Source organism: Pararhizobium sp. LjRoot235 (assembly GCF_964254145.1).
GTDB lineage: Bacteria > Pseudomonadota > Alphaproteobacteria > Rhizobiales > Rhizobiaceae > Pararhizobium.
In genome coordinates, this window is the sequence record NZ_CAXUSP020000002.1 from 142,837 (window position 1) to 165,430 (window position 22,594).

Below are 22,594 nucleotides of genomic sequence, written 5' to 3' on the forward strand. Positions count from 1 at the left end.
CGGAGAGGAGGACTCCATGAACATGCAACAATCCCCAGTGCCGTCACTGGCCAAGCAAAAACGCCCAGCCCGCAGCAAATCGGACCGGGGGCGTCTGTTGCAGGAAGCCAGCATGCTGGCTCCTGCCGTGCTGCTGCTGACGCTCTTCCTGATCGTGCCGTTTATCCTGTCCTTTTGGACGGCGATGACGAACCAGCCACTGGTACCGCGTCCGACGCCGCTGCGCTTCATCTGGTTCACCAACTTCGTCCGCATCTTCCACGACGATCGGTTCTGGACGGCGCTCTGGAACGTATCGCGCTTCACCTTCTGGATTTTGCCGGTGCAATGCGGTCTTGCCTTCGCAACTGCTCTTTTGCTTCATCAGAAGATGCCGTTCCGCAATCTTCTGCGCGGCATGTTCTTTCTTCCCGCGATCACGTCCATGGTGGTGGTCTGCGTGATCTGGGGAACGCTGTTCCAATATCCGACCGGCCCCTTCAACCAGATTCTCGGATTCGTTTCGGGAGGCTATATTCAGCCGATCGACTGGCTGGGCGATCCTGAATGGGCGATGTTCTCCATCGTGCTATTGTCTGCCTGGCAGGCCTATGGCTTCCAGATGATCGTCTACCTCGCGGGTCTGCAGGGCATCCCGGACGAACTCTACGATGCCGCTCGGATCGACGGCGCAAACGCCGTCCAGCGCTTCTGGCACGTGACCATGCCCGGCCTGCGCCCGACCCATGTCTTCGTTCTCCTCATCACGACGATCCAGGCCTTCAAGCTTTATACCCAGGTTGCGATTCTCACCCAGGGCGGCCCCAAGAGCAGTACCGAAACCGTGGTCCACTACATGGTGCGGGCCGGCTTCGAGGAGCAGAAAATGGGCTATGCCTCGGCCGTCTCGGTCATCCTGTTCGTGATTGTTCTGATCATCGCGCTCGTGCAGCGCCAACTCTTGAGGCGTTTCGATGTCTGATATTGCGCTTTCCGTATCGCAGCCCAACGAAAAGCCGGTCCGTTCCGCTGCAAGAACCTTTCGTACCATCCAGACCGTCTGCATTTTCATCGTCGCGCTGGTCATCATCTCGCCGCTGTTCCTGCTGGTCGTTGCCAGCCTCAAGGATGATCGCTTCCAGATCCTTGCCGACATGGGCAGCTTCCGGGCATTCTGGGTCTCGGACCCGACGCTCAACAACTTCAAGGAAGTCGGACATTTTTCCGGCGAACTGGCGTTCGGCCGGTATCTTTTCAATTCACTGCTCATCCTGGTGACCACCGTCTGCGCGGGCGTGATCGTCAACTCCATGGCCGGCTTCGTCCTCGCATGGGGTTCGGTGAAAGGCCGGGCCGCAATCTTGTCGATCGTCATCGCACTCTATGTCATCCCGCAGGAAAGCATCATCATGCCACTCGTCATCATTGTGTCGCGGGCGGGCATGACCGATACCTTTGCTGTGCAGATCGTGCCCTGGATCGCGAGCCCCCTCTACATATTCCTGTTCTACCAGTTCTTCGCGCAACTGCCAAAGGAGCTGCTCGAGGCCGCCCAGATCGATGGCGCCTCCATCTTTCGAATCTATCGCTCGATATTCATGCCGCTCAGCCTTCCGGCAGTCGCCACCGTTTCGATCCTGACCGGTATCGAAACATGGAACCAGTATCTCTGGCCGATCCTCGTGACGCAGACGGACTACGCCCGGCCGATCGCGGTCGCGATCGCCACCTTCTTCGGCCAGGACAGCATCTACTGGGATCGTGCCATGGCGGCGTCCGCGCTGATGATGATACCGATCCTCGGGCTCTACCTCGCTTTCCAGCGCTGGTTCGTTAGCTCCTTCGTCGGTTCCGCGGTGAAGGGTTGACCATCATGCATCAGGCAACCGCACCATCCTTCGAACAGGCGCAGGCGACGATCAGCGCGATCCTGCCTGCCGGAACAACGGCGCATATCTGGCTGAAGGCCCTGCAGGCGGCAACGCCTGCAAGCCTTTCCGGAACAGTGGATGGCATCGAGATCGGCGTTGTCACGACCGATAACACCGAGGAATTCTCGTTTCGGACCCTGACGATCAGCCAGGGCGGCGAGACCACGCTCAGCTACGATCTTTCGACCACCGAGCTCTCCATTGTTTATTGGTATTCCAGGCAAAGTGCGATGACCGAAGGTGTCCGTGTTCTCTACACGCGGCCGACCAACGCCATGCCCGAGCTTCCGGGCAGCTATCACTTCCGTCCTCCCTTTGGCTGGATGAACGATCCAAACGGTTTTGGCCGCTTCGGCGAAAAGGTTCATCTCTTCTATCAGCACTATCCGCATACGCCGCGCTGGAATACCATGCATTGGGGACATGCGGTTTCCGACGACTTTCTTCATTGGACGCATTTGCCAGTCTTCCTCTTTCCGCCTTCGGAGCTTTCAGCCCGGGCCGATGGGCTGGGCGGCGCTTATTCCGGTTCGGCAATAGCCTTGCCGGGAGAGCAGGATGGCGTCCGCATCTTCTTCACCGAGCACATCAAGGGCCGCCGACCAGAAGAACAGAGACAATTCGCGATGAAGATCGAGGATATGATCAGTGCGGATGCCGCCGAACTGATCCTGCCGCAGCGCCCGGAGGGCCTGGATCTGAAGCTGGATTTCCGCGATCCCTACGTCTTTAAAGGGCCGGACGGCCGCTGGAAGATGCTGCTGGGAAGTCGCGACCACAGCGGGGGCGTCATCCTGCTGTATGAGACGGATGATCCACAAGCAGCAGGAGGCTGGCGTTTCATCGGTATTCTCCATCGCGAGGACCGGTTCAAAAAGAAACCGGCAGAATGCCCTTGCCTGGTGCCGCTCGGCGGAGCGTCGGACGACCCGGAGACGCGATGGGCGCTGATCTTTGGGCTCTTGACCAGCCGCGACCTTGCGACCGGCCGCCACAATATCGCGATCGCCACCGTCGGCCGCTTCGATGGCATGAGCTTCGAGCCTGAATTCGAACAGGAGCTCGACTTCGGCACCGACGCCTATGCGTTCCAAGCTTTCGTCGATCGGTCCGGACCGGTCGGCATCGCCTGGCTCGCCAACTGGAGCGATGTGTCCAAAGACGCCGATATGCCGACGGCGATGACGTTGCCGCGCCGTCTTCTGCTTCGGGACGGAGCGCTCCTGACGCCGCCCGTCGATGCTGTCTTGACACTTCGCCAGAACCCTATCGACAGCGGCGGGTTTCTCGCCGGCGAGACCGTCTGCCTCGGCAATGGCATGGTGGAAATCGTCCTGGACCTCGCCGCGGCCGGGAACGCCTTCAGGCTGGATTTCGAGCATCCGGAGACCGAACTGTCGGTGCAACTCGACAGTGAGGGACTGAGCATCCCCTTCGCCCGTGCCGGCGATACGGTATTCCCGCGCTATATCGCGGCTGGAGCACGCCCGTCGTTCATCCGCATTTTCCTCGATGCCGGCTCAATCGAGCTCTTTGCCGACGACGGCCGATGGACGGGTACGAAACGGCTGCCCGGCTTCGAGGGGGTCCGGGCGGCCCGCCTGGTCGCCCCGGACGGCAATGTCGCGGCGGCCAGTATCTGGCAGCTCAAGCTTTAAATTGAGGAGGAGGAGACGACAATGGCATCGGTTACAATCGACAATGCCCGCAAACACTATGGCGCGCTTCCCGTGATCCACGGCGTATCCGTCGACATCGAAGATGGTGAATTCGTCACCCTGGTCGGTCCCTCGGGTTGCGGAAAATCGACGCTGCTGCGGATGCTCGCAGGGCTCGAGGAGATTAGCGATGGTGAAATCCGCATCGGCGGCCGGGTCGTGAACGACGTCGCACCGAAGGAGCGCGATATTGCCATGGTCTTTCAGAGCTATGCGCTCTATCCGCACATGACGGTCGCGGAGAATATGGGATTTGCGCTGAAACTTCAGGGCCGCGACAAAGCCACCATCAACAGGCTGGTGACGGAGGCCGCCGATATCCTCGCGCTTAGGCCATTGCTCGACCGTCTGCCCAAGCAGCTGTCCGGCGGCCAGCGCCAGCGCGTCGCCATGGGCAGGGCGATCGTTCGTCATCCGCAGGTCTTCCTTTTCGACGAGCCTCTGTCGAACCTCGATGCCAAGCTGCGCGTCACGATGCGGGCCGAGATCAAGGAACTGCACCAGCGCCTCAAGACGACGACGGTCTATGTCACGCACGACCAGGTCGAGGCGATGACGATGGCCGACAAGATCGTCGTGATGCGCAACGGTCGGGTCGAGCAGATCGGCAAGCCGCTCGACCTTTTCGACCGCCCGGCCAACACCTTCGTCGCCTCGTTCATCGGCTCGCCCGCGATGAACCTTTTAGAGGGGACGATCGACAGCGGCAGGTTGATCTTGGACGGAGCAGGCCTTCCACTACCGGCGGGCCCGGAGCATGCCGCCACCAAGATCTACGGCATTCGCCCCGAGCACTTGTCGATCCGGGATGGAGGCGTTCCGGCAACCATCATCGTTGTCGAGCCGACCGGCTCGGAGACCCACGTCATCGCCAAACTCGGAAACGCAGATATCACACTGCTTTTGCGGGAAAGAGTGGAACTGCAACCGGGGCAAGTGATTTCGATCGCTCCCGATCTTTCCAAGGTTCATCTCTTCGACAAGGATGGGCTGCGGTTGAACTGAAGCCCTCGGGGTGCTGAGAATTGTCCGTAGGGGTGCGAAAAAATCGGTTCTGTGGCGGCAGACGTTCTGTGACCGGATCGCATAATATCTCGTGCGGAACCTGCGCAATGCCGGTAAGCGCGGCGTGATCACCGCCTATCGGCGAATTGCATTGCATTGAATAAGCGTCCACCAATAAGCTCCCCCGGGGCGAAAAAGACGGTCGCTTGGCGGCCTTTAGGCCGCCTTCCTCGCTGCATCGAAGGGAATTTCGACATCGACGACTAGCGTTGAGACTTGGAGGCCGCGCTCCAACTTGACGCTGACCTTCTCACTATCGATTTGCATGTGCTTGGAGATAGCGCGAAGGATCTCGTCGCGCAACTTGGTGACAAGGTCCGAGTCGCCGGCAGAGGCCCGCTCGTGGGCGAGCAGTACCTGCAGCCGCTCGCGAGCAGCTGGTGCGGACTGTGATCGGGAAAACAAACGGAAGAGTTTCATGCCGCCTTCCTTCCGAAGATCTTACCGAAGAAACCCCGCTTTTCACCAGGAATGGTGACGGGCAGGATTTCGCCTTTGAGCCGACGTGCAGCGTCGAAGTAAGCCATTGCCGGAGCACTGCGACCATCCGCTAGGGTAACGGGAGCACCGACGTTGGACGCACGCAAGACATCCATACTTTCCGGAATGATGCCGAGAAGCGGGATCGACAGGATCTCGAGAACGTCTTCGACCTTGAGCATGTCGCCTCGTTCTGCGCGAGCCGGGTCGTAACGGGTGAGAAGGAGATGCTTCTCCATCTGTTCGCCATTCTCGGCTTTAAGCGTCTTGGAATCGAGCATACCAATGATGCGGTCGGAATCGCGCACGGAGGAGACCTCCGGATTGGTCACGACGATGGCTACGTCGGCATGACGCATGGCGAGCGTCGCTCCGCGCTCGATGCCCGCAGGACTGTCACAAATAACCCAATCAAAAGCATTCCTGAGAGCGGTGATAACCTTCTCCACGCCTTCCGGTGTGAGATTGTCCTTGTCGCGTGTTTGCGAAGCTGGCAGCAGATAGAGTGTTTCCACGCGCTTGTCGCGAATTAGTGCTTGCGTCAGCTTGGCTTCGCCCTGGATGACATTGACCAGATCATAGACCACGCGCCTTTCCGCACCCATCACCAGGTCGAGATTGCGCAGGCCGACGTCAAAGTCCACGACCACGACTTTCTCGCCATTTTGTGCGAGGGCGGCGCCCAATGCTGCGGTCGATGTCGTCTTGCCGACGCCGCCCTTGCCAGACGTGACCACGATTACTTTGCCCATGTACCTCTCCAGTTCAATAGGACTACGCCTTCGGTTTAGCTGAGCGCTGCTGCTTTGATCGTTTCGCCTTCGAGCCAAATCTGCACCGCTTTTCCACGCAGACCCGGCTCCATGTCCTCGGCGGTCTGATAGAACCCGTCGATGGCGATCAACTCTGCCTCGAGCTTGCGGCAGAAGATGCGTGATGAGGAGTTGCCCATCGTACCAGCCATAGCTCGCCCTCTGAGCGCGCCATAGACATGAATCGATCCACCAGCGACCACTTCCGCACCGGATGCGACCGAGCCGACGATGGTTACGTCGCCCTCGGGGTGAAAGAACGATTGCCCTGAACGAACAGGCTGGCTCAGGACGATCGACGGCATTGTCTTTGACGTTGGCGGGTCAGAGGCAACAATGCTCTCTGTAGAAACTGGTTGTTCCGCATTGGTCGGCAATTCAATGTCTGAAGCAGCGCGACCATCGCTCATCGCGGGTGGCAGATCCGGGCCAAGCAATGAAGAGCGAGCACCTTCGATCCCCAAAATTCTGACGTTCCGCATGCCCAGCTGACGGACGAGATCGCGCAGCTGCGCACGATCGATCTCAAGCTCTTGAACGTCGAGCACAATTGGCCGCCGAAGGAAAAACCCGGCGGAACGGGCTGCAAGCTGGTCGAGCTGGACAAGCCAGTCTTCGAACGGCAGCTCGGGAGTCAACGCGAGCGCAAGGAAGGAGCGTCCCTTAAGACGAATTGGCCTAGGTTGGGTTAACATATCATTCAACTTGGTAAATTTTCCGTTGCCTCCGATGTAGCGAGAAAATGGTTAATGGAAGGTTAACAAGGAACCCCGTGTTATCGTGATTGACGAGCGGTTGGAGGCTCATCTTGCACACTCGGATTTGTCCATTTGACCGGTATCCATAAAACAACCCGCGCATCGTCAGGCGCCGGCGCGACATGGCGACGTTCAGGGGATCGAAAGTTTGAATCCGTTCAAGGCGAGCAATTGAGAGCAGAGCGCTACTGGGCTTAGTGGTCATTGGTGGACCCACACCTTTAGAGCAGGGACCTGCTCGGGAGCACGGGATCGCGGCGGCCTCGCCGCGATCCCGCAAGGTTCATTCTGACGGCGTGCGCTCAGCCGTGCGGCTGGAGACGGCCACGATCTCGGCACCACCATTGGCAAGAAGGCGTTTGCGCGCCAGCGCCCGCATAATTCGGGCCGCCGTCGAGAAGCTCATCTTATCGAGCGGCCCTTCGCCTTCCCAGCGCTTTGTCAGTCTTTCAGTGATGGCACTGACAATGCTCATCGGCACGATGTCGTCGCATCCGCGCATCGCTTCGAAGACGAGGCTGATCGGGATGACCCATCCTTCGAAAGTGACGATCGGTTCTGTCAGTTCACCCCATTCCTCGAAGGCGTAGAGGGCTTCGCGGAACAATTCCTGAAGGGTGATCGGCGCGTGTCCGTTGTATGCTTCGATTTTTTCCTACATGAAGTGGCAAATGCGACCAAGCTCGCGAGCAAAGGCCGCGTCATAATCGCTACACTTTCTGTACTGGACGGGTCTGGGAGGAAGTTCCATACTTCACTTCTGGAGATCGTCCGATGCCAAACGACGGGTATGGCCAACTGGACGCCGGACGGTTTCATCGGTCAGTTGTTCAAAAACATCGTAAAGCACATTTCCACCTCCGGCAGGCGTCAAACCGCCTTCCCAGTGGGGCAATCAGGAAATGTTCGCCGATGGCGGATCGATCGCAGCAACGCCCAAGATCTTCACCTTTCGCTATCGGTCGCCAGCCCATTGGGTCGAAGTCTTCCGCACCTGGTACGGCCCCATCCACAAGGCGTTCGCGGCCTTGCCGGAGCCACAACAGGCCATTCTGGAGCGCGATCTTCTTGATCTGATCGACCAGTTCAACCGCGCCGATGACGGGGCGATGGTCGTGCCGAGCGACTATCTTGAGGTCGTTGTCAGCAGATCGGATTCGTCGGGCTGAACTCAGGTCGTCGTCGCGGGTCGGAAACCGAGACGACGCCGACGATCATCACTCAGGCATAATGCAATCGAGTTGCACGCATATCGGAAGCTTCGATGGGGCGGCGAACCTGAAAGGGGCCTGACTCAAATCGATGGCCGCGAGCTTCAGATGACCACATCCGTTGGCCCGACTTCAATGTTCGTGAACTGACCGGAGCGGCATCTGAACTGACCTGGATCGTAGGACAGCTATTGCCGTGAACGCGGCGACCGCCAGAGCGCCAGCGACGACGAGCGACTCTGTCGAAGGTCTCTCACATCCAACTCCTCTTCGCCGAGACGGAATTGGGTTGTTCACGGGTGAGGATTTCGATCGATGGAAAATTGCTGTCGAGCTGAACCTGAAACGCGTTCGCAAGCCCGTCTTCGCCGCTAGCGCTTTCCGTCCAAGATAGATGTAAAGTAAGTTGAGCAAGAAGATTAAGGGCCGCAAGCACCACATCATTGTCGACACGCTCGGGTTGATGGTCGCGCTCATGGCGCACAGCGCCGATATTCTGGAGCGCGACGGCGCTCCCGATCTCCTGAAATCCGTCAAAAACCAGTGGCCGTGGTTCCTTCATGTCGTCGCTGATGGCGGCTATGCGGGCGACAAGCTCAAAAAGCGGCTGCAGAAAATCGGGAAATGGACACTCGAAATCATCAAACGTTCCGACTAGGCCAAGGGTTTTGAAATCCTGCCGCGCCGGTGGGTCGTCGAGCGGACCTTCGCCTGGCTGGGTCGATGCCGCAGGCTGGCCAAGGACTTCGAAAAATCCGTCGCTTCATGAGTTCTCTCCCTGCCCGTTGTTAGGGCCGGTTCGTAGCTAGTTAGAATCAGGGGTAGCGCAAGCTTTTTCCGTGCCTTAAAGTCGCCACATGGCATTGGAGGTTGCCCGAGGAGGATCTCATGAACGACTCCATTATTGGATTTTTGGTCGCAGGTGAACTTTCATGCCTATTCTGGGCTGCAGTGTTCACGTTGGCCGGCTAAGCCCCAGCGCTGCATCAATCTTCCTTGCCTTCCGCGCTCGTGTCGATGTGCAGCAGATCAAATCCACAGAGGATGTCGATGTTGAGTTTGAAGCCGCGAAGCAACATGGCTCGCCAACGTGTGGCTTCCGCGCCCGGCGCAAAGCGGAAGCGAACGATCTGGGTCCTGATCTGTACTCACAGGATCGCATAACATCTCCTCGGGAACCGCAGTTTTTGCGTTTTCGGGCACTGAACACTTTGAATTTAGCGGTTTTTGGCAGCGGCTACTGCTTCTGCCTGAATAATGCACATCTCAATTTCTTGCTTTGACATGCCGTTCGCTGCATTGGCGAAACGGTCCATGAGCGCCGCGAATTCACGGTCCGTTGCGCTGGCAAGAGACACGCCAAGAAGCCAATTCGGCGAAGTGCCCAGCGCATCTGCAATCTTCACAAGCGTTGCCAAGTCCGGCTCTCTGCGACCGGAGGCATAGTGTGCATACCGGCGCTCATCTAGCCCTACACGACGAGCAGCTTCTGCATTTGAAATGCCGAGTTGCTTGGCGCGTTCCTGAAGCCGTTTTGCGAATATGTCCATGGGAACATTTTGTTCCCGAATGACCCGCCTATGGCCACGAACGATATGGAGTGCTATAGGAACAATATGTAGTTAAGATTGCGTGATAGGAATTGTTGAGCGTGCCAGACGAGAGACGTCTTGCCCCCTCGCATCGATCGCGTAGGATCGGGGGGACTGAGCACCATGGAACTGCGCCAACTCACCTACTTTGTCGCGGTCGCCGAGGAGCTGCACTTCGGCAGGGCAGCGATGCGGGTGCATATTGCCCAGCCGGCGCTGTCAACGCAGATCCAGGCGCTGGAGCGCGAGCTCGGCGTCCAGCTGTTTGTCCGGACGACGCGACGCGTCGAACTGACGGTGGCCGGCAAGACCTTCTATGACCGATGCGTGCGGATCCTCAGCGACATCGATGTCAGCGCCGAGGTAACCCGCTCAGTCGCCGGCAAGACGGCAAGGAAGATCAGGATCGGCACCATCTATCCAGCCACCATCGGCGTGCTTCCGGCGTTCCTGTCGAAGATCGCAAGGAAGTATCCCGATATCCAGCTGCAGATCCAGAGCGGCTCGACCGGCGACATCATTCGCAATCTCGAGTCCGGCCAGATCAACCTCGGCTTCATCCGGCCGGTGGAGAACATCGGCTCCTTGCGCTTCTTCTCGATGGCGAACGACGAGTATATGCTGGCTATCGGCAAGGACAGCCGGCTTGCCGGTCTGGACGAGATCGGCATCGACGATTTGCGCGACCAGAAGATCATCTCGTTCTCGCGCCAGAACCTGTCCTACACCGAACGATACTCTGCCGAGATGTTCGCCGAGCATGATCTGGTGCGCAGCATCGCCTATACCTGCGATGACACGTTTGCGCTGATCTCGCTGGTGTCGGCCGGCCTTGGCATTGGCTTTGCGCCGCAATGGACGAGGGATTTCCCAAACCGGAACTTCGAGCTTCGCAAGGTGAGGGGCATCGACTTTCGGATCGGCATGGGGGTTGCCTGGAGCTCCGAGGACCCGACTGCCGCGCGTGACGACATCATCGACATTGCCCGCTCACTCGTCAGGCCGCCCAGACAGCCTGCAAGCGCTGCCGCGGTGACCGTTTCGAGCCAGCGCAGCGGCCAAACGTCCGCACCGCTGGCGATCATTGAAAAATTACTTCAGAAACAGGGACGATGATGTCGCGCAATCGAGTCCGGTCCAAGAGACCGCAGGCCACAAGCCCGCAACCCGCCACCCAAGGCAATCCGGGCGATGACGCCATCATCGACCAGGCACACTCGCTTTATGGCAGCGATGCAGCCACCGCGGTCGCCTACTGTGGGCTGGACGCCTGGTTCGAGGGTGAGGAGGTCGAGTTTCGCCGGTTTGCGCGACTGTTTCGCAGGCTCATGAACTAAAATGCTTGAAGCCGCCTTCCCGCAGTCAACTGGTTAAGAAGCTCATACCGTCCTTGGCGATTGGTCGTCGTGATTATCTGTTCTAAACGGGTGCCCGCTGTCACGGCGGGAACGGTTGGGTCCGTGCTGAGTTCGTTGCAACAGCGCACGGGGACTGCGATTGCCTATTCTGCCTCCGGGAAAGCCGACAAGGCAAAGCGCCCATGAAAGCTCAAGTCCCCGAGGAACGGACGTGGTATTCGCTGCGGCCGCTGCCATACTGACATTCGCCATGGCAGGTTTCGGCACCCTCTCCGACTGCCTACCGCGAAAAGGCTCGAACGGAATGCAATTTCGGGGGTAGTCGGTCCCGGTCTCCGCCGTGCCGGCGACGCTATGCTGAACCTCCTGCGGCTACTCCGGGGACCGAAATTGCATGCGCGAATTCCCGAACCGTGGCTGTGCCACCGCTATGCTCGGTCCTCCGATATGCTCTTTTTGTCGTTTGGCACTTCTGTGGTTGCCGCCCGTTTTGCTAGAGTTTCTGACCTTTTGTGCGTGTGATCGAGTGCGGTCTTCTGTCAGGCCGTTCGTTGCGGCGCTTCCAAAGGCCGCAGCATGGTCTGAGCTGCCGACACCGATTCAGGGGATAACGTCTTGCGGAACGCGACGCCCTCACACGGTCAGCACTGACGAGATGCCGTCCCCTCGAGTCACTGGCGCGGTCAAGTTGTCCGTGATGAAATTACGAAAGATGGCTCAAGGAAATGTCACGAGGTGTGTACAAGGGCAACGGCAAAAGGCGAAAGCCTTAGTTGCGCCCTTACGATTCCAACTGACTTCACTCCGGATTTCGTCGCTTTCCTCATTGTGTCCCCGTCAAGCACGTCCAGTTGAGCGCGTGCTGGATCCACCAACTCGCTCATGTCCACCGTTAGTGCTTGATCGCTGAGATTGACGATCCACAGAGTGGCCTCCTTTTCGGTTTCCGTTCTGAAAGACATGACTTTTTGCGGATGGGAGGCAACGACGGCACGCCATTGCTGACCTGCCAGTTCCGCCAGGCCAGCCACGATGTGAAAGAGTGGTCGTCTTCCGCCTTCGGCGATCGGCTCGCCTTTTTCGGCAAAGACGCCGAACGGTCCGGTGAGGGCTGATAGCGTCAGTGTCTCGATATCTGCATCCAGCACTGAAGTGATGTAACCGGTGGCGAAGGCGGCGGCGAACAGGCCGGTGTGGCGGGGATCACGGTTGGCCATCGGGATGCGGCTACTATTTGGGTTGTCCATCGTGCGGCTGCCATAGGGGTTTTGCCGCATGGCGATGGTGGAGGGTCCGAGACGATAGGGCTTGTCGCCGTAGATGGCGCGGACCGACCTTGTGACGAAGGGCAGCGCTTCAAGTGTCTGCATGACGCTCAGATCGTCAGCCGCATGCACGATGGGACTGGTACAATGGCTGATGAAACCGAGGTTTCCGGCCGGAACACGCTTTCGGTTGAGTTCGGTGAAATAGGAGAGCATGCCGCCGCCGAGGCGAATGCCGGGAAACGCGTTCAATGCGGCTGCGTAGACTTCCTCGAGCGGTGGACAATCCGGCCATTTGCTACCGGGCGGAGTCGATTGGCGATCGACAGAGGGGCAGACCATGATGGCACTAGGTGCGAAGTCTGCGGCGCGCATCCACGCGGCAATCTCCAGCATTTCCTCATCCAGCGGGCGTTGGCAGGGGACGGCGAATTCGAGCGTTGTCGTGCCGCCGTGGATGGCGGCAATCTCGGCAAAACCCTTGAACACGGCGGCGTCATGACCGGCTGCGGGGTCGAAGTGAAAGAGCAGGTCCTGAACCTTTGGCCCATCCTGGCGCGCGAGGGTAGCGAGACTGGCTTTGGCTTCCTCTGGGGTGATCACCAGGCCGATGGCGGGCATCGTGCCGGACGCCGTCCCGGGCGTGAGCCGGATGACGGCGGAGTTCCCGGCGGATGCCGGGCGATCACCCGAAGAGGCGCGGCGGTCGATGATTGTCAGGGTGATTTGCTGGACGATAGGTTCGTCGGGCGGTATCCGGTAGGGCCAGGGCAGGGCCAACGGGCGGACATAGGTCTTGTAGGAGGCGTCCGACCAGTTGCGCTGGTCTTCCATCTCGAACGTGTCGCCCTCCATGCGGCATTCGACGCTAACACCAGCAAGCGCATTGTGGGTTATAGCGCGCATGTCCTCGAAGGGTTGCCAGGGCTCGATGAGATCCGGCAACTTCGTGTCCTCTATCTCGCCATTGACATGCTCGACGGTGACTGGCGCTCCGGCGACGCCGACGATGGGATGCAGGATGCAAAAGCCGCAGCGATTGGTCTCGAAGCCTGTGGGGGAGCGGGCCACGCTTGTGAAGGTCAATTTGCCATCGGCACGTCCTTCGATCATTGCTGCTATGTCGAGAACGGCGCCGTTCGGGCCATCGCAACGGGCGCCGTAAGAGACAGTGAAGCCGTTCTCCGATTCCGCTACCACGAGGTTCGACAAACCGGGATCATGGGTGCCCCAATCACTGTCGCGCACGAGGTAGGAAATGGCGCGCAGGACTTCGACGCCGTCGTAGGCGATGGCACGAAGATTGCCGCCAGCGAGTTGTGCCGTCAGTTTTCCGGCCCTCAGGAGACGCGGGACGGGTTCGGCCTGCATGGTTCCGTAAAGCTGGAAGGCAGTTGCCGTGTCGCTCATTTCAGCAAGGTTCCGATCTCGACGGTCACCTTGGAGGCGGCGCTTTCATAGGCGGCTTCGACGAGGGCGAAGGTCTTCAGATTGTCGGCGCCGGAGGTGCACGTTTCCTCTTGGCGGCGGAGGCAATCGGCCCAGTGCTGCTGGATGGCAAAGACGCTTTCCTGGATATTGTGCCACGGCCGCGAAGCCCAGGGCAGCAAGATTGGCGCGACGTCGGTGTTCGTCGTTCCCTCGGCATTGGTGACCTGCAGCTCGTAGCCCTGCGACAGGCGCAGCGAGCCCTGGGTACCGTCGAGCTCGATCAGCGTTTCGGGGAAGGGCTCGACGGATTGTCTGGTTGCATAGCTGACATCGACAATGGAGGTCGCGCCGTTGTCGTGGTCGAGCAGGATGGTCGCCACGTCCTCGCCGCGGATTTTCGGATTAACGCGCTTTGTTCGCGCGGACAGGCTCGTCACGTCGCCGAGAATGTAGCGGGCGATATCGAGCGTATGGATGCCGAGGTCCTCGATGATAAAGCGCTTGCCTTCCGCCAGGTATGGCTGGCCGGAGAAAACATCGTAGCCGGAGCGGAAGGAGAAGCGGCCCCAGAAAGGCGTGCCGATTGCGCCGGAATCCAGCGCCTTGCGGACGGCCTGGATGGAGGTCTGCCAGCGGAAATTCTCGTGGATCATAAGGGGGATTCCCGCGATATCGCAGGCTGCGACCATGGCTTTTGCGTCGGCAAGCGTCGGAGCAAACGGCTTCTGGCAAATCGCAGGAACCTTCTGGGAGGCGGCCAATTCCACCAGTGTGCGATGACTGTTCACCGTGGTAGCGATATCGACGAAATCGAAACCGCCATCGGCGAACATCTGCGCTGCATCGGTGTAGCGCCGCTCGACACCGAACTGGTCGCCGACGAGCTTCAGCCGCTCGGGGTCGCGGTCGCAGATGGCGACGATGGACACGCCTTTGACATCGTTCCAGCCGTGCATCTGGTTGACGGCGAAGAAGCCGCAACCGACCAGGGCGCCGCGCAGTTCCATCATCTTCTCACCCCCTCTTCGCCAGCTGCATCAACGTCACCTGCTGCTGCAAGCGGCGCTGGGCCTGGTCGACCACCACCGCAACGATGATGACGATACCCTTGATCACCATCTGCCAGAAGGAGGAGACCCCCATCATCACCAGACCGTCTGACAGAATACCGATGACGAAGGCGCCGATGATGGTGCCACCGATTGTGCCGCGACCGCCGGACATCGAGGTGCCACCGAGGACGGCTGCGGCAATGGCGTTAAGCTCGAAGGAGTTACCCGTGGCCGGATGCGAGGCCATCAGCTCCGACGAAATGACAATGCCGACGATGGCGGCGCAGAAGCCGGAGAACATGTAGACGAACATCTTGACCCGGTCGACACGGATACCGGACATGCGGGCGGCGCGCTCGTTGCCGCCGACGGCGAAGATCTGACGGCCGATCGGCACGTATTTCGCGACATAGGCGGCGGCGAGCGCCACGACGATCAGGATCCAGATCGATACCGGCAGACCGATGATGCGGCCGGAACCAAGGAAGCCGAAGCCGGTCGTTGCAAGCTCCGGCTTGCCGACGAGGTTCGGGAACGTCTGGCCGTCCGAGGAGAGCAGGGCGAATCCACGGGCGACGTAGAGCGTGCCGAGCGTAGCGATGAAGGGGGCGACATTGAGCTTGGTGATCAGGAGACCGTTCACCGCGCCGATGACAACGCCAACCGCGAGCGTGATCAGGCAGACCTCGACGACATTGAAATACATCGTATAGCCGAACTGCAGATCGATGCCGTTGAGGATCAGACCGCCGGCGACCATGCCGCAGAGGCCGACGATCGAGCCGACCGAAAGGTCGATGCCACCGGTGATGATGACGAAAGTCATGCCCATGGCGAGGAAGGCATTCAGCGCCACATGCTTCGACATCAGGATGATATTGGCCGTCGACAGGAAGTTCGGCGCGAAGATCGAGAAGAAGGCGATGACTGCAAAGAGCGCGATGAACGTCCTGAGCTTCATCAGAGTTAAAAGGATGGAGCCGCTATCGGTTGCCGGTGGTTTTTCGGTCGCAGTTGCGGTGATCATCACGCAGTTTCCCCAGTGGTTTTGTGTTCGGCCGACTTGTGTCCCTCGGACGCAGCCTTGACGATGAGCTCTTCGGTGGCGTCCGCCCTGTCAATGATCATCGTTACCTTGCCGTTGCTCATCACGGCGATGCGGTCGGAGAGCGCCATGACCTCGTCGAGGTCGGAAGTCGAAAACAGGATGGCGAGGCCTTCACCAGCGAGCCTGCGCATGGTGCGGAAGACATCAGCCTTGGCGCCGACATCGATGCCGCGGCTCGGCTCGTCCATTAGCAGCACCTTCGGGTTGGTCATCAGAGCCTTGCCGATGACAACCTTCTGCTGGTTGCCGCCGGACATCGAAGTAACGTCGAAATCCGGATTCGGCGCCTTGATCGAGAGGTTGCGGACCTGTTCCTTGAATGCCGCCTGCTCGCGGTCCCCAGCAATGTGGAAGCCGAATTTCACGAATTTCTCGAGGCTTGCCAGAGTGAGGTTCGAAGCGATCGACAAGACCTGCACGAGGCCTTCCCGCTGCCGGTCTTCCGGGATGAGCGCAAGGCCTTTTCGGATACGGGCGGAGGTGTCCTTAGCGAAGATCTCTTTGCCCGAGACGAAGATCTGGCCGGTGGAGTGCGCATGCTGGCCGATGACGCATTCGAAGAACTCGCTACGGCCGGCGCCCATCAGGCCGTAGATGCCGAGAACCTCGCCGGCCCTGACGGAGATAGACAGGTGATCGACCGCAAAACCGCCCATCCTGCGCGGCAGGCAGATATTCTCGGCGCGGAAGGCTTCACTGCCGAGCTTGTGGTCGACGGATTTGGCAAAATCCTTGGCATCGGAACCGATCATCGAGCGGACGATCCATTTGGTGTCGATATCCCGAACCATTGCCTGGCCGGTGATCTGGCCGTCGCGCAGCACGGTGATGTAATCGCCGATGCGCATCAGCTCTTCCAGCCGGTGCGAGATGTAGACAATGGCGACGCCCTGCGCCTTCAACTCGCCGATGACCTTGAAGAGGATATCGACTTCCGCGGCCGACAATGCCGAGGTCGGCTCGTCGAGAATGAGGATACGGGTATCGAGGGAGATCGCCTTGGCGATTTCCACAAGCTGCTGTTGACCGATCGGCAGGTCCTCGACCATGGTTTCGGCGCTGATGCCAGCGTCGAGCTTGTCGAGGAAATGATTGGCCTTTTGAACTTGAGCCTTGTGGTCGATGCCGCGAATGCCGCGGGTGATCTCACGGGTGGCGAAGATGTTTTCGGCGACCGAGAGGTTGCCGAACAGGTTCAATTCCTGGAACACCATGCCGATGCCATGCCTCTGCGCATCGGCCGGGGAGTTGAATTCGACCTCCTTGCCGTCGAGCAGGATGCGGCCGAGAGAAGGTTTCTCGACGCCGGCGATTATGCGCATCAGCGTCGACTTGCCGGCGCCGTTTTCGCCGACGAGCACATTGACCGCGCCGCGCTTCAGTTCGAGGCTCGCATGCTTGACTGCGACGATGCCCGAATAGACTTTCGTCACGTCGTCGAGCTTTAGGATCGTCTCGTGTATCTCGGCTGCCATGTCAGCCGCCGATCGTAATGGTGGCGGGCGTCAGCAACGCCGGCTGGCCAGCGGACGGCAGGGGATAGGCGCCGAGCGCCTCCACGTGTTTGCCTTCGAAGCCTTCGCGCGGTAGCTTTTCGAGCGTCAAGCCGTTGACATGGATGTTGAAGGCCTTGCCGAATTCAGCCCACTGGATTTGGTTCTTGAATTCGTTGAAATTGACGAAGTCGAGGCTGTCGCGGATCGCGGTGCCCTTGATGACCGGGCCGATCTGGACGCGCACATCCACCTTGCCGTCGCCATCGACATCAGTGTCGAGGTAGGCAGCACGGGATTTCGTTTCGGCCTTGACGATCGTGCCGGAGACTTTCGCGGCAAATGTCCAGGGGGCCGTGCCGTCCTTTTCCTTGTGGCCGTATTTTGCCGCGGCGGCATCGAGATCGGATTTGGTCAGAGCGGAAACCTCCTGAAAGGTTCCGGCGCGCGTTTCCAGGAACGGGATGACTTTTGCTTCCCATACTTCCGCGACCTGGCGATCGGGATTGAACCCGCCGCTTGCAGCTTCTGCGGCCTCTTCGGCCGTCGGCGTCTTGATAATCTTGCAACCGGGCAGCGCCAGCACGATGGCGAGCGTGATTGCGGCGGCTGTCACGAAGTTCGGCATGGAATTCTGCTCCGGCACATGGAAATATACGCAGGGCGGAGAGTGTCCGCCCTGCGCGCATTCTTTGGGAGGATCAGTTGGTTAGTGCGAAGGTTTCGAGCTTGGCGGAATTCTCGCCGTTGATCAGCACGCAATCCATGAGCTGCTTTTCCTCGGTCGGTCCCTTATCCGTCTTGATGAAGACGTCGGCCTGTTCGACAGCCATCTGCGCTTGCGCATAAGCCGGCTGCAGCACAGTCGCCTTGATGCCGCCTGCGGCGATGCTATCGCGTACGTCGTTGGAGCCGTCGAAACCGACGACGATTACGTCCTTGCGGCCGGCAGCCTGGAGAGCGGCGATCGCCCCCATGGCCATCGTATCATTGCCGGAGATGACGCCTTTGATATCCGGGTTTGCCTGCAGGATGGTCTCCATCTTGGAGTAGCCTTCCGTCTGGCTCCAGTTGGCCGACTGCTGGGCGACCATCTTCATGTCCGGATATTCGTCGACGATGTCGTGGTAACCCTTGGAGCGGATGCCGGCGTTAAGATCGGCTTCGCGGCCGAGCAGTTCGACATAGTTGCCGGCCTCGCCCATCAGCTTGACGAACTCTTCGGCACCGAGCTGCGCGCCCTGATAGTTGTTGGAAACGATCTGCGAGACGGCAACGCCGGTGGCATTGATTTCGCGGTCGATCAGGAAAGAGGGAACGCCTGCGTCCTTGGCCTTCTGGACGGCGGCAATCGAGGCTTCGGAGCCTGCGTTATCCAGGATGATGGCCTTGGCGCCGCGGCCAATGGCGGTGTCGATCAACTGCGACTGCTTGTTGGCGTCGTCGTCATGGACGAGCACCAAGGTTTCGTAGCCGAGTTCCTTGGCCTTGGCTTCCGCGCCGACCGCTTCCGCCTTGAAGAACGGGTTGTCGTGCGAGGGGGTGATGATGGCGATGAGGTCGGCGGCAAAGGCCGGCATGGCAACGCCCAGTGAAAGGGCGCCGGCAAAGGCAGCAAGGGTTAGTCTGCGTGTTAGTTTCATGTGTATCCTCCCAAGTGAATTGATCGGCCCCGTTCCCGGCGGAGCCGATGATTGTCAGGCCTTAGAGCCCGACGGCGATCAGGTGATGCGCCGAATGCTCTCGGCGATCTCCTGTGGTTCGAAGACTTTTTTCCAGTCGTCGCGCATCAGCGCCGGGATGCCGAATTCAATGGCTTTGTTGCAGGCATCGGAGAACACGCCCTGGACTTCGCCGAAGATCACGGCGCCGAGCACGTTCATGTGGCCGAGCAGAAAATCACGGGCGGCCTCCTCCGGCACACCGCGTTTCACACACTCGTCCATGGCCTGCTTCATGACGACCAGCAGCGAGGCGCAGACGGTTTCCGACAGGCCCGGCTCCAGCATCGCCATCTGCTCGACAGTAACGCGATGCGAGCGCATGACCGGCGACCAGATGACCTTGGCGATCTCTTCGCCGAGGCCGTAGGCCTCTTCCGGTCCCTGCATCAGGGCGGAAACGATATGCTGCTTGGCAAACAGGCCGCCGAAATGATCCCTCTTCGCGGCCATGTCCGTTTCGTCGTTGAAGATGGGCGGATGGCAGGGATGGGTGACGAAATAGGTGAGATCGGCCCGCACCGGTAGGTGGCCGGCAAAGGGGGCGGCCGCGTCGAGAGCCACAACCATGGTACCGGCGGCGAGCTTGTCGACGATACCGGCCGCGACCTTGCCGATTGCCGTATCCGGAACGGCGAGAATGACGACGTCGGCGCCATCCAGCCCGGCATTGGCCGGCACGCAGGAGATCTCGAGATCGTTTTTCAGCCGCGCCTGGCTCGCATCGCTGACTTCGATGTGGCGTACGTCAAAGCGCGAGCCTTTTAGGTTCTTGGCCAGCCGGTAGCCCATTTTGCCGCCGGCGCCGAAGAGAGCAATTGAAGTCATGTTTCCTCGCTTAGGTCTGTTTGCGATGACTATATGCAGCTGGTATAATGAGTCAATCAGTATATCAGAGAGTCGACGGATTTTTCAGCTTTGCGTAAGACCGAAGATGCAAAATCCATTCGCAGCCATGCAGCGCAGGCCTTGAACCATGATGTTTGTGCTCCGCGTGGGAATATGCGCTTGCGTTCTGAAGCTCTCGGTTACTTCACCTCGTCCAGCCTGTTGATGGCCTCAACATTTCCGGCGGACGCGCCGTTGGGGTCGAAGTCGGATTCCAGCCATTTGTCGACGATCCTCTTGGCAAGTTCCGGGCCGATGACGCGGGCACCCATGGTGATGATCTGCGCGTTGTTAGACTTTGCCGCGCGTTCAGCCGAATAGGTGTCGTGGGTCAGAGCGGCGCGGATGCCGGGCACCTTGTTAGCCGAAATCGCCACGCCGATGCCCGTGCCGCAGATCAGGATACCGCGCTCGTTCTGACCATCGATGATGGTCTGCGCCAGCGCCAGCGACAGGTCGGCATAGTAGCCGGATTGGCTGAGGTCGCTGACCTTTAGGTGCGGCCGGGTGGCCAGATGGGCGGCTATGACGTCGAGCAGCGGCTTGCCCGCGCTGTCTGCTCCGATGGCGATATTCATGGGGTGTCCTTCCGTTTGTCGTAGCCTGGTTCAAGGGAGCGCCTTGGAGACGCGGCCGAGAATGTCGAGATAGCCGGAAACCGCCCAGGCCGAGCGGCCGATGAACAGCCCGTCGATATGGGCGCAGGCGGCGAACTCCACGCAATTGTCTGGATTGACGCTACCGCCATAGAGCACCGGGATTTTTCGCCCGAGCACGGCTTGCGCGGCTGCGGAGATCTTCGCATGGCGCGCATCGGCATAGTCCGAGGATGCCGGAATGCCCTTGACGCCGATCGCCCAGACTGGCTCGTAGGCGATCAGGATGTCAGCATTCTTAGCCTCGCCTTGAAGCCGCCCAAGCGCACCTTCGACCTGCGCCTTCAGCACCGCATCCGCCCGCCCGCTCTCGCGCTCCACAAGCGTCTCGCCGATGCAGATCAGCGGAATCAAAGCATGATGCACGGCGCTCTCGACCTTCAATCCAACGGTCTCGTCCGTCTCGCCGAAGAATTCTCGGCGCTCGCTATGGCCGAGTTCGACCAGATCGAGGCCGCAATCGACCAGCATCGGCGCAGAGATCTCGCCGGTCCAGGCGCCGGCATCGTCCCAGTGCATGTTCTGGGCTCCAATCTTTACCGAGGTACCGGTCAGCGCGGCCTTGACCTCACGCGCGGCGGTGAACGGCGGGATGACAAAACGCTGAATGCGCGCATCGCGCGCGCCGTCCGATTCGACAAGAGCATTCGCAAAGGCGAGAGCCTCCGCGAGCAGCTTGTTCATCTTGAAGCTCGTCCCTACCCAGAACGTCATCGTTTCATTCTCCCTCGATTTACACCTGCACGCCGTCCCGGATCTGCGAGAAATAGGCATCCGAACCCACCTGGCCGCCCTTCAGGGCGATCTGCAGACCGTTCGTCGCGGCGTGCGTGCCATGGGCTGTACAGAGGGGGGAACCGGGCGTCTGGGGCAGAGGTAGCAGGGTCGTCAACGCCTCTATGTTCAACTCCCGCAGCGCATGGCTTGACGTGTCGCCGCCAGCGATGACGGCGCGTTTCAGGTGCTGTTCCTCAGTGAGGCGACGCAGGATTTTGCCGAGCATGCGGCCGAGGCGATGGCGGCTACCGGCAATCCTGTCGATATCGCTGCCACGGTCGGCGGATGGGCCGAGTGCAGTGTTGAGGATGACGCTGCTGCCCTGTTGCAGACATTCGATGCCCGAGGCGACGGCACGTTCCAGCGCAGCGTTGCCGTTCTCGCCGAGCAGTTCGATCGGGTCGAGATTGATGCCGGCAAAGCCGTTTTCGGTGGCGTGGCGGATCTGGCGCTCTGTGGTGGGCGAGACGCTGCCGGAAACGACCGCGATGCGATGAGCCCTACCGGGGAGAGGAAACGCCGTGGGTCCCGAGGTCAGCCCGGCTTGCGACCAGGCGGTAAGGAGCGCGTATTCCACGCCCGAGGAACCAGAGACGAACCAGCCGTTGCCGGGCTTCAACCGCCAGATCTGGCGACCGGCATTGATCTGGCTTTCGGTGCTATCGACGTCGAAGAGTACCATGCCGTCTGCGCGTTTGCAGAGGGCATCGATCTTGTCATCGGCGCCTGTGGCGGCCAGCATCGCGAGATCGGCAAGCCTTGCCTCAAGCGCCGTCTGTTCCTTGAGGTGCAGGCGCAGGTCCGCCTCGGCCATGGGGGTTACAGGGTGGCGGCTCATCACGGGGTGACGGTCGATGCGATAGACCTCGCCCTGATAGGCAGCGAAGAGGTGGCCAAAGGCTGTATAGCGTTTCAGCTGCGGCGCGCCGACGACGAGAGGAACATAGGCCTGATCGAACAGTTTCTTTCCGATCTCGAGCGCCTTGCCGATATTGCCGATCTGCGGGCTCGAGTCGAAGGTCGAGCAAACCTTGTAGTGGCAGATGGCGGCATTCAGGCTTTTCAACCATACCAGGGCGAGCGTGAGGTGTTCATCCATCCAGGCCGGGGTTTCACTGCGGCTCGTGCCGGCAAGACCGATCGCGCGGCAATGGCTGAAGCGCTGCAGAAGGCCTTCATCCGGTATGTCCATGAACAGGACGGTGTCCACGCCGTTGGAGGCGAGCGCTTCCATCACATCGGTGGAGCCGGTGAGGTCGTCGCCATAATAGGACAGGAGCAGATCGTGTGTCGTCATGG

The 22,594-nt window shown here is 59.9% G+C and carries 20 protein-coding genes and 3 pseudogenes; 8 read left to right on the forward strand and 15 right to left on the reverse strand.

The genetic code is table 11. The features are described 5' to 3' along the window. Positions 1-16 precede the first annotated feature (16 nt). Genes ACSQ2Z_RS21315 through ACSQ2Z_RS21330 form a run of 4 tightly spaced genes read left to right on the forward strand, consistent with a single transcriptional unit; the run spans position 17 to position 4,633 of the window. Positions 17-961, forward strand: coding sequence for a carbohydrate ABC transporter permease (locus ACSQ2Z_RS21315; protein ID WP_436083268.1), 945 nt, complete (start codon positions 17-19; stop codon positions 959-961). Beyond that, the gene (locus ACSQ2Z_RS21320; protein ID WP_436083269.1) at positions 954-1,847 is read left to right on the forward strand and encodes a carbohydrate ABC transporter permease; all 894 of its coding nucleotides are present in this window, start codon (positions 954-956) and stop codon (positions 1,845-1,847) included. Before ACSQ2Z_RS21315 ends, ACSQ2Z_RS21320 begins: the two co-directional genes overlap by 8 nt. Positions 1,848-1,852: 5 nt before the next feature. Further along, positions 1,853-3,568 carry a glycoside hydrolase family 32 protein gene (locus ACSQ2Z_RS21325; protein ID WP_436083270.1) on the forward strand — a complete coding sequence of 572 codons (1,716 nt, stop codon included), beginning with the start codon at positions 1,853-1,855 and terminating at the stop codon, positions 3,566-3,568. Positions 3,569-3,589: 21 nt separating this feature from the next. After that, positions 3,590-4,633, forward strand: a complete 1,044-nt coding sequence (locus tag ACSQ2Z_RS21330) for an ABC transporter ATP-binding protein (protein ID WP_436083271.1) — start codon at positions 3,590-3,592, stop codon at positions 4,631-4,633. 216 nt (positions 4,634-4,849) lie between these two features. Here the strand turns inward: ACSQ2Z_RS21330 and minE are convergent, their stop codons facing one another. The 4 genes from minE to ACSQ2Z_RS21350 all read right to left on the reverse strand — a co-directional run bounded on the left by minE (position 4,850) and on the right by ACSQ2Z_RS21350 (position 7,392). Continuing rightward, positions 4,850-5,113 (reverse strand): cell division topological specificity factor MinE, encoded by a 264-nt coding sequence (gene minE, locus ACSQ2Z_RS21335; RefSeq protein WP_436083272.1) that lies wholly within the window; start codon positions 5,111-5,113, stop codon positions 4,850-4,852. Further along, positions 5,110-5,925: a septum site-determining protein MinD gene (gene minD / locus ACSQ2Z_RS21340; RefSeq protein WP_436083273.1), complete on the reverse strand. Its 816-nt coding sequence runs from the start codon at positions 5,923-5,925 to the stop codon at positions 5,110-5,112. The genes minE and minD overlap by 4 nt, the downstream gene beginning before the upstream one ends. Before the next feature lie 35 nt (positions 5,926-5,960). Beyond that, a complete protein-coding gene (gene minC / locus ACSQ2Z_RS21345) occupies positions 5,961-6,680 on the reverse strand; it encodes a septum site-determining protein MinC (RefSeq protein WP_436084111.1) in 720 nt (239 codons plus the stop codon). Positions 6,681-7,026: 346 nt separating this feature from the next. After that, the gene (locus ACSQ2Z_RS21350) at positions 7,027-7,392 is read right to left on the reverse strand and encodes a hypothetical protein (RefSeq protein WP_436084112.1); all 366 of its coding nucleotides are present in this window, start codon (positions 7,390-7,392) and stop codon (positions 7,027-7,029) included. A gap of 138 nt (positions 7,393-7,530) precedes the next feature. On the opposite strand from ACSQ2Z_RS21350, the pseudogene ACSQ2Z_RS21355 reads away from it, so the two are divergent. Continuing rightward, positions 7,531-7,912, forward strand: a pseudogene (locus tag ACSQ2Z_RS21355) (SAM-dependent methyltransferase); the annotation flags it as partial. 454 nt (positions 7,913-8,366) lie between these two features. Further along, positions 8,367-8,723 (forward strand): annotated as a pseudogene (locus ACSQ2Z_RS21360) (transposase); the annotation flags it as partial. Between the two features lie 448 nt (positions 8,724-9,171). Here ACSQ2Z_RS21360 and ACSQ2Z_RS21365 read toward each other — a convergent pair. Continuing rightward, positions 9,172-9,504 carry a helix-turn-helix domain-containing protein gene (locus ACSQ2Z_RS21365; protein WP_436083274.1) on the reverse strand — a complete coding sequence of 111 codons (333 nt, stop codon included), beginning with the start codon at positions 9,502-9,504 and terminating at the stop codon, positions 9,172-9,174. Positions 9,505-9,669: 165 nt separating this feature from the next. Here ACSQ2Z_RS21365 and ACSQ2Z_RS21370 point away from each other — a divergent pair. Beyond that, positions 9,670-10,557, forward strand: a pseudogene (locus tag ACSQ2Z_RS21370) (LysR family transcriptional regulator); the annotation flags it as partial. Between the two features lie 104 nt (positions 10,558-10,661). Then, the gene (locus ACSQ2Z_RS21375) at positions 10,662-10,883 is read left to right on the forward strand and encodes a hypothetical protein (protein WP_436083275.1); all 222 of its coding nucleotides are present in this window, start codon (positions 10,662-10,664) and stop codon (positions 10,881-10,883) included. 749 nt (positions 10,884-11,632) lie between these two features. Here ACSQ2Z_RS21375 and apnL read toward each other — a convergent pair. The 10 genes from apnL to ACSQ2Z_RS21425 form a co-directional block, all read right to left on the reverse strand. Further along, the gene (gene apnL / locus ACSQ2Z_RS21380; RefSeq protein ID WP_436083276.1) at positions 11,633-13,579 is read right to left on the reverse strand and encodes a D-apionate lactonase; all 1,947 of its coding nucleotides are present in this window, start codon (positions 13,577-13,579) and stop codon (positions 11,633-11,635) included. Next, positions 13,576-14,610 carry a Gfo/Idh/MocA family protein gene (locus tag ACSQ2Z_RS21385; RefSeq protein ID WP_436083277.1) on the reverse strand — a complete coding sequence of 345 codons (1,035 nt, stop codon included), beginning with the start codon at positions 14,608-14,610 and terminating at the stop codon, positions 13,576-13,578. The genes apnL and ACSQ2Z_RS21385 overlap by 4 nt, the downstream gene beginning before the upstream one ends. Before the next feature lie 4 nt (positions 14,611-14,614). Beyond that, entirely contained in the window at positions 14,615-15,679 is a 1,065-nt protein-coding gene (locus ACSQ2Z_RS21390) for an ABC transporter permease (RefSeq protein WP_436083278.1), read from the reverse strand. Then, positions 15,679-17,235 (reverse strand): sugar ABC transporter ATP-binding protein, encoded by a 1,557-nt coding sequence (locus ACSQ2Z_RS21395; RefSeq protein ID WP_436083279.1) that lies wholly within the window; start codon positions 17,233-17,235, stop codon positions 15,679-15,681. The genes ACSQ2Z_RS21390 and ACSQ2Z_RS21395 overlap by 1 nt, the downstream gene beginning before the upstream one ends. 1 nt (position 17,236) lies before the next feature. Then, positions 17,237-17,881, reverse strand: coding sequence for a DUF2291 family protein (locus tag ACSQ2Z_RS21400; protein ID WP_436083280.1), 645 nt, complete (start codon positions 17,879-17,881; stop codon positions 17,237-17,239). 73 nt (positions 17,882-17,954) lie between these two features. Beyond that, positions 17,955-18,896: a D-ribose ABC transporter substrate-binding protein gene (locus ACSQ2Z_RS21405; RefSeq protein WP_436083281.1), complete on the reverse strand. Its 942-nt coding sequence runs from the start codon at positions 18,894-18,896 to the stop codon at positions 17,955-17,957. 78 nt (positions 18,897-18,974) lie between these two features. After that, positions 18,975-19,802 carry a phosphogluconate dehydrogenase C-terminal domain-containing protein gene (locus ACSQ2Z_RS21410; RefSeq protein WP_436083282.1) on the reverse strand — a complete coding sequence of 276 codons (828 nt, stop codon included), beginning with the start codon at positions 19,800-19,802 and terminating at the stop codon, positions 18,975-18,977. Between the two features lie 200 nt (positions 19,803-20,002). Beyond that, complete coding sequence (gene derI, locus ACSQ2Z_RS21415) at positions 20,003-20,440, reverse strand: D-erythrulose-4-phosphate isomerase (protein WP_436083283.1); 438 nt, start codon at positions 20,438-20,440, stop codon at positions 20,003-20,005. A gap of 30 nt (positions 20,441-20,470) precedes the next feature. Beyond that, complete coding sequence (locus ACSQ2Z_RS21420) at positions 20,471-21,232, reverse strand: triose-phosphate isomerase (protein ID WP_436083284.1); 762 nt, start codon at positions 21,230-21,232, stop codon at positions 20,471-20,473. 19 nt (positions 21,233-21,251) lie between these two features. Next, a complete protein-coding gene (locus ACSQ2Z_RS21425) occupies positions 21,252-22,592 on the reverse strand; it encodes a four-carbon acid sugar kinase family protein (RefSeq protein WP_436083285.1) in 1,341 nt (446 codons plus the stop codon). Between the last annotated feature and the right edge of the window lie 2 nt (positions 22,593-22,594).

Coding starts and splice junctions, on each gene's coding strand:
- ACSQ2Z_RS21315 (WP_436083268.1), top strand. CDS start 17: ATGAACATGCAACAATCCCCAGTGCCGTCACTGGCCAAGCAAAAACGC.
- ACSQ2Z_RS21320 (WP_436083269.1), top strand. CDS start 954: ATGTCTGATATTGCGCTTTCCGTATCGCAGCCCAACGAAAAGCCGGTC.
- ACSQ2Z_RS21325 (WP_436083270.1), top strand. CDS start 1,853: ATGCATCAGGCAACCGCACCATCCTTCGAACAGGCGCAGGCGACGATC.
- ACSQ2Z_RS21330 (WP_436083271.1), top strand. CDS start 3,590: ATGGCATCGGTTACAATCGACAATGCCCGCAAACACTATGGCGCGCTT.
- minE (WP_436083272.1), bottom strand. CDS start 5,113: ATGAAACTCTTCCGTTTGTTTTCCCGATCACAGTCCGCACCAGCTGCT.
- minD (WP_436083273.1), bottom strand. CDS start 5,925: ATGGGCAAAGTAATCGTGGTCACGTCTGGCAAGGGCGGCGTCGGCAAG.
- minC (WP_436084111.1), bottom strand. CDS start 6,680: ATGTTAACCCAACCTAGGCCAATTCGTCTTAAGGGACGCTCCTTCCTT.
- ACSQ2Z_RS21365 (WP_436083274.1), bottom strand. CDS start 9,504: ATGGACATATTCGCAAAACGGCTTCAGGAACGCGCCAAGCAACTCGGC.
- ACSQ2Z_RS21375 (WP_436083275.1), top strand. CDS start 10,662: ATGTCGCGCAATCGAGTCCGGTCCAAGAGACCGCAGGCCACAAGCCCG.
- apnL (WP_436083276.1), bottom strand. CDS start 13,579: ATGAGCGACACGGCAACTGCCTTCCAGCTTTACGGAACCATGCAGGCC.
- ACSQ2Z_RS21385 (WP_436083277.1), bottom strand. CDS start 14,610: ATGATGGAACTGCGCGGCGCCCTGGTCGGTTGCGGCTTCTTCGCCGTC.
- ACSQ2Z_RS21390 (WP_436083278.1), bottom strand. CDS start 15,679: ATGATCACCGCAACTGCGACCGAAAAACCACCGGCAACCGATAGCGGC.
- ACSQ2Z_RS21395 (WP_436083279.1), bottom strand. CDS start 17,235: ATGGCAGCCGAGATACACGAGACGATCCTAAAGCTCGACGACGTGACG.
- ACSQ2Z_RS21400 (WP_436083280.1), bottom strand. CDS start 17,881: ATGCCGAACTTCGTGACAGCCGCCGCAATCACGCTCGCCATCGTGCTG.
- ACSQ2Z_RS21405 (WP_436083281.1), bottom strand. CDS start 18,896: ATGAAACTAACACGCAGACTAACCCTTGCTGCCTTTGCCGGCGCCCTT.
- ACSQ2Z_RS21410 (WP_436083282.1), bottom strand. CDS start 19,802: ATGACTTCAATTGCTCTCTTCGGCGCCGGCGGCAAAATGGGCTACCGG.
- derI (WP_436083283.1), bottom strand. CDS start 20,440: ATGAATATCGCCATCGGAGCAGACAGCGCGGGCAAGCCGCTGCTCGAC.
- ACSQ2Z_RS21420 (WP_436083284.1), bottom strand. CDS start 21,232: ATGACGTTCTGGGTAGGGACGAGCTTCAAGATGAACAAGCTGCTCGCG.
- ACSQ2Z_RS21425 (WP_436083285.1), bottom strand. CDS start 22,592: ATGACGACACACGATCTGCTCCTGTCCTATTATGGCGACGACCTCACC.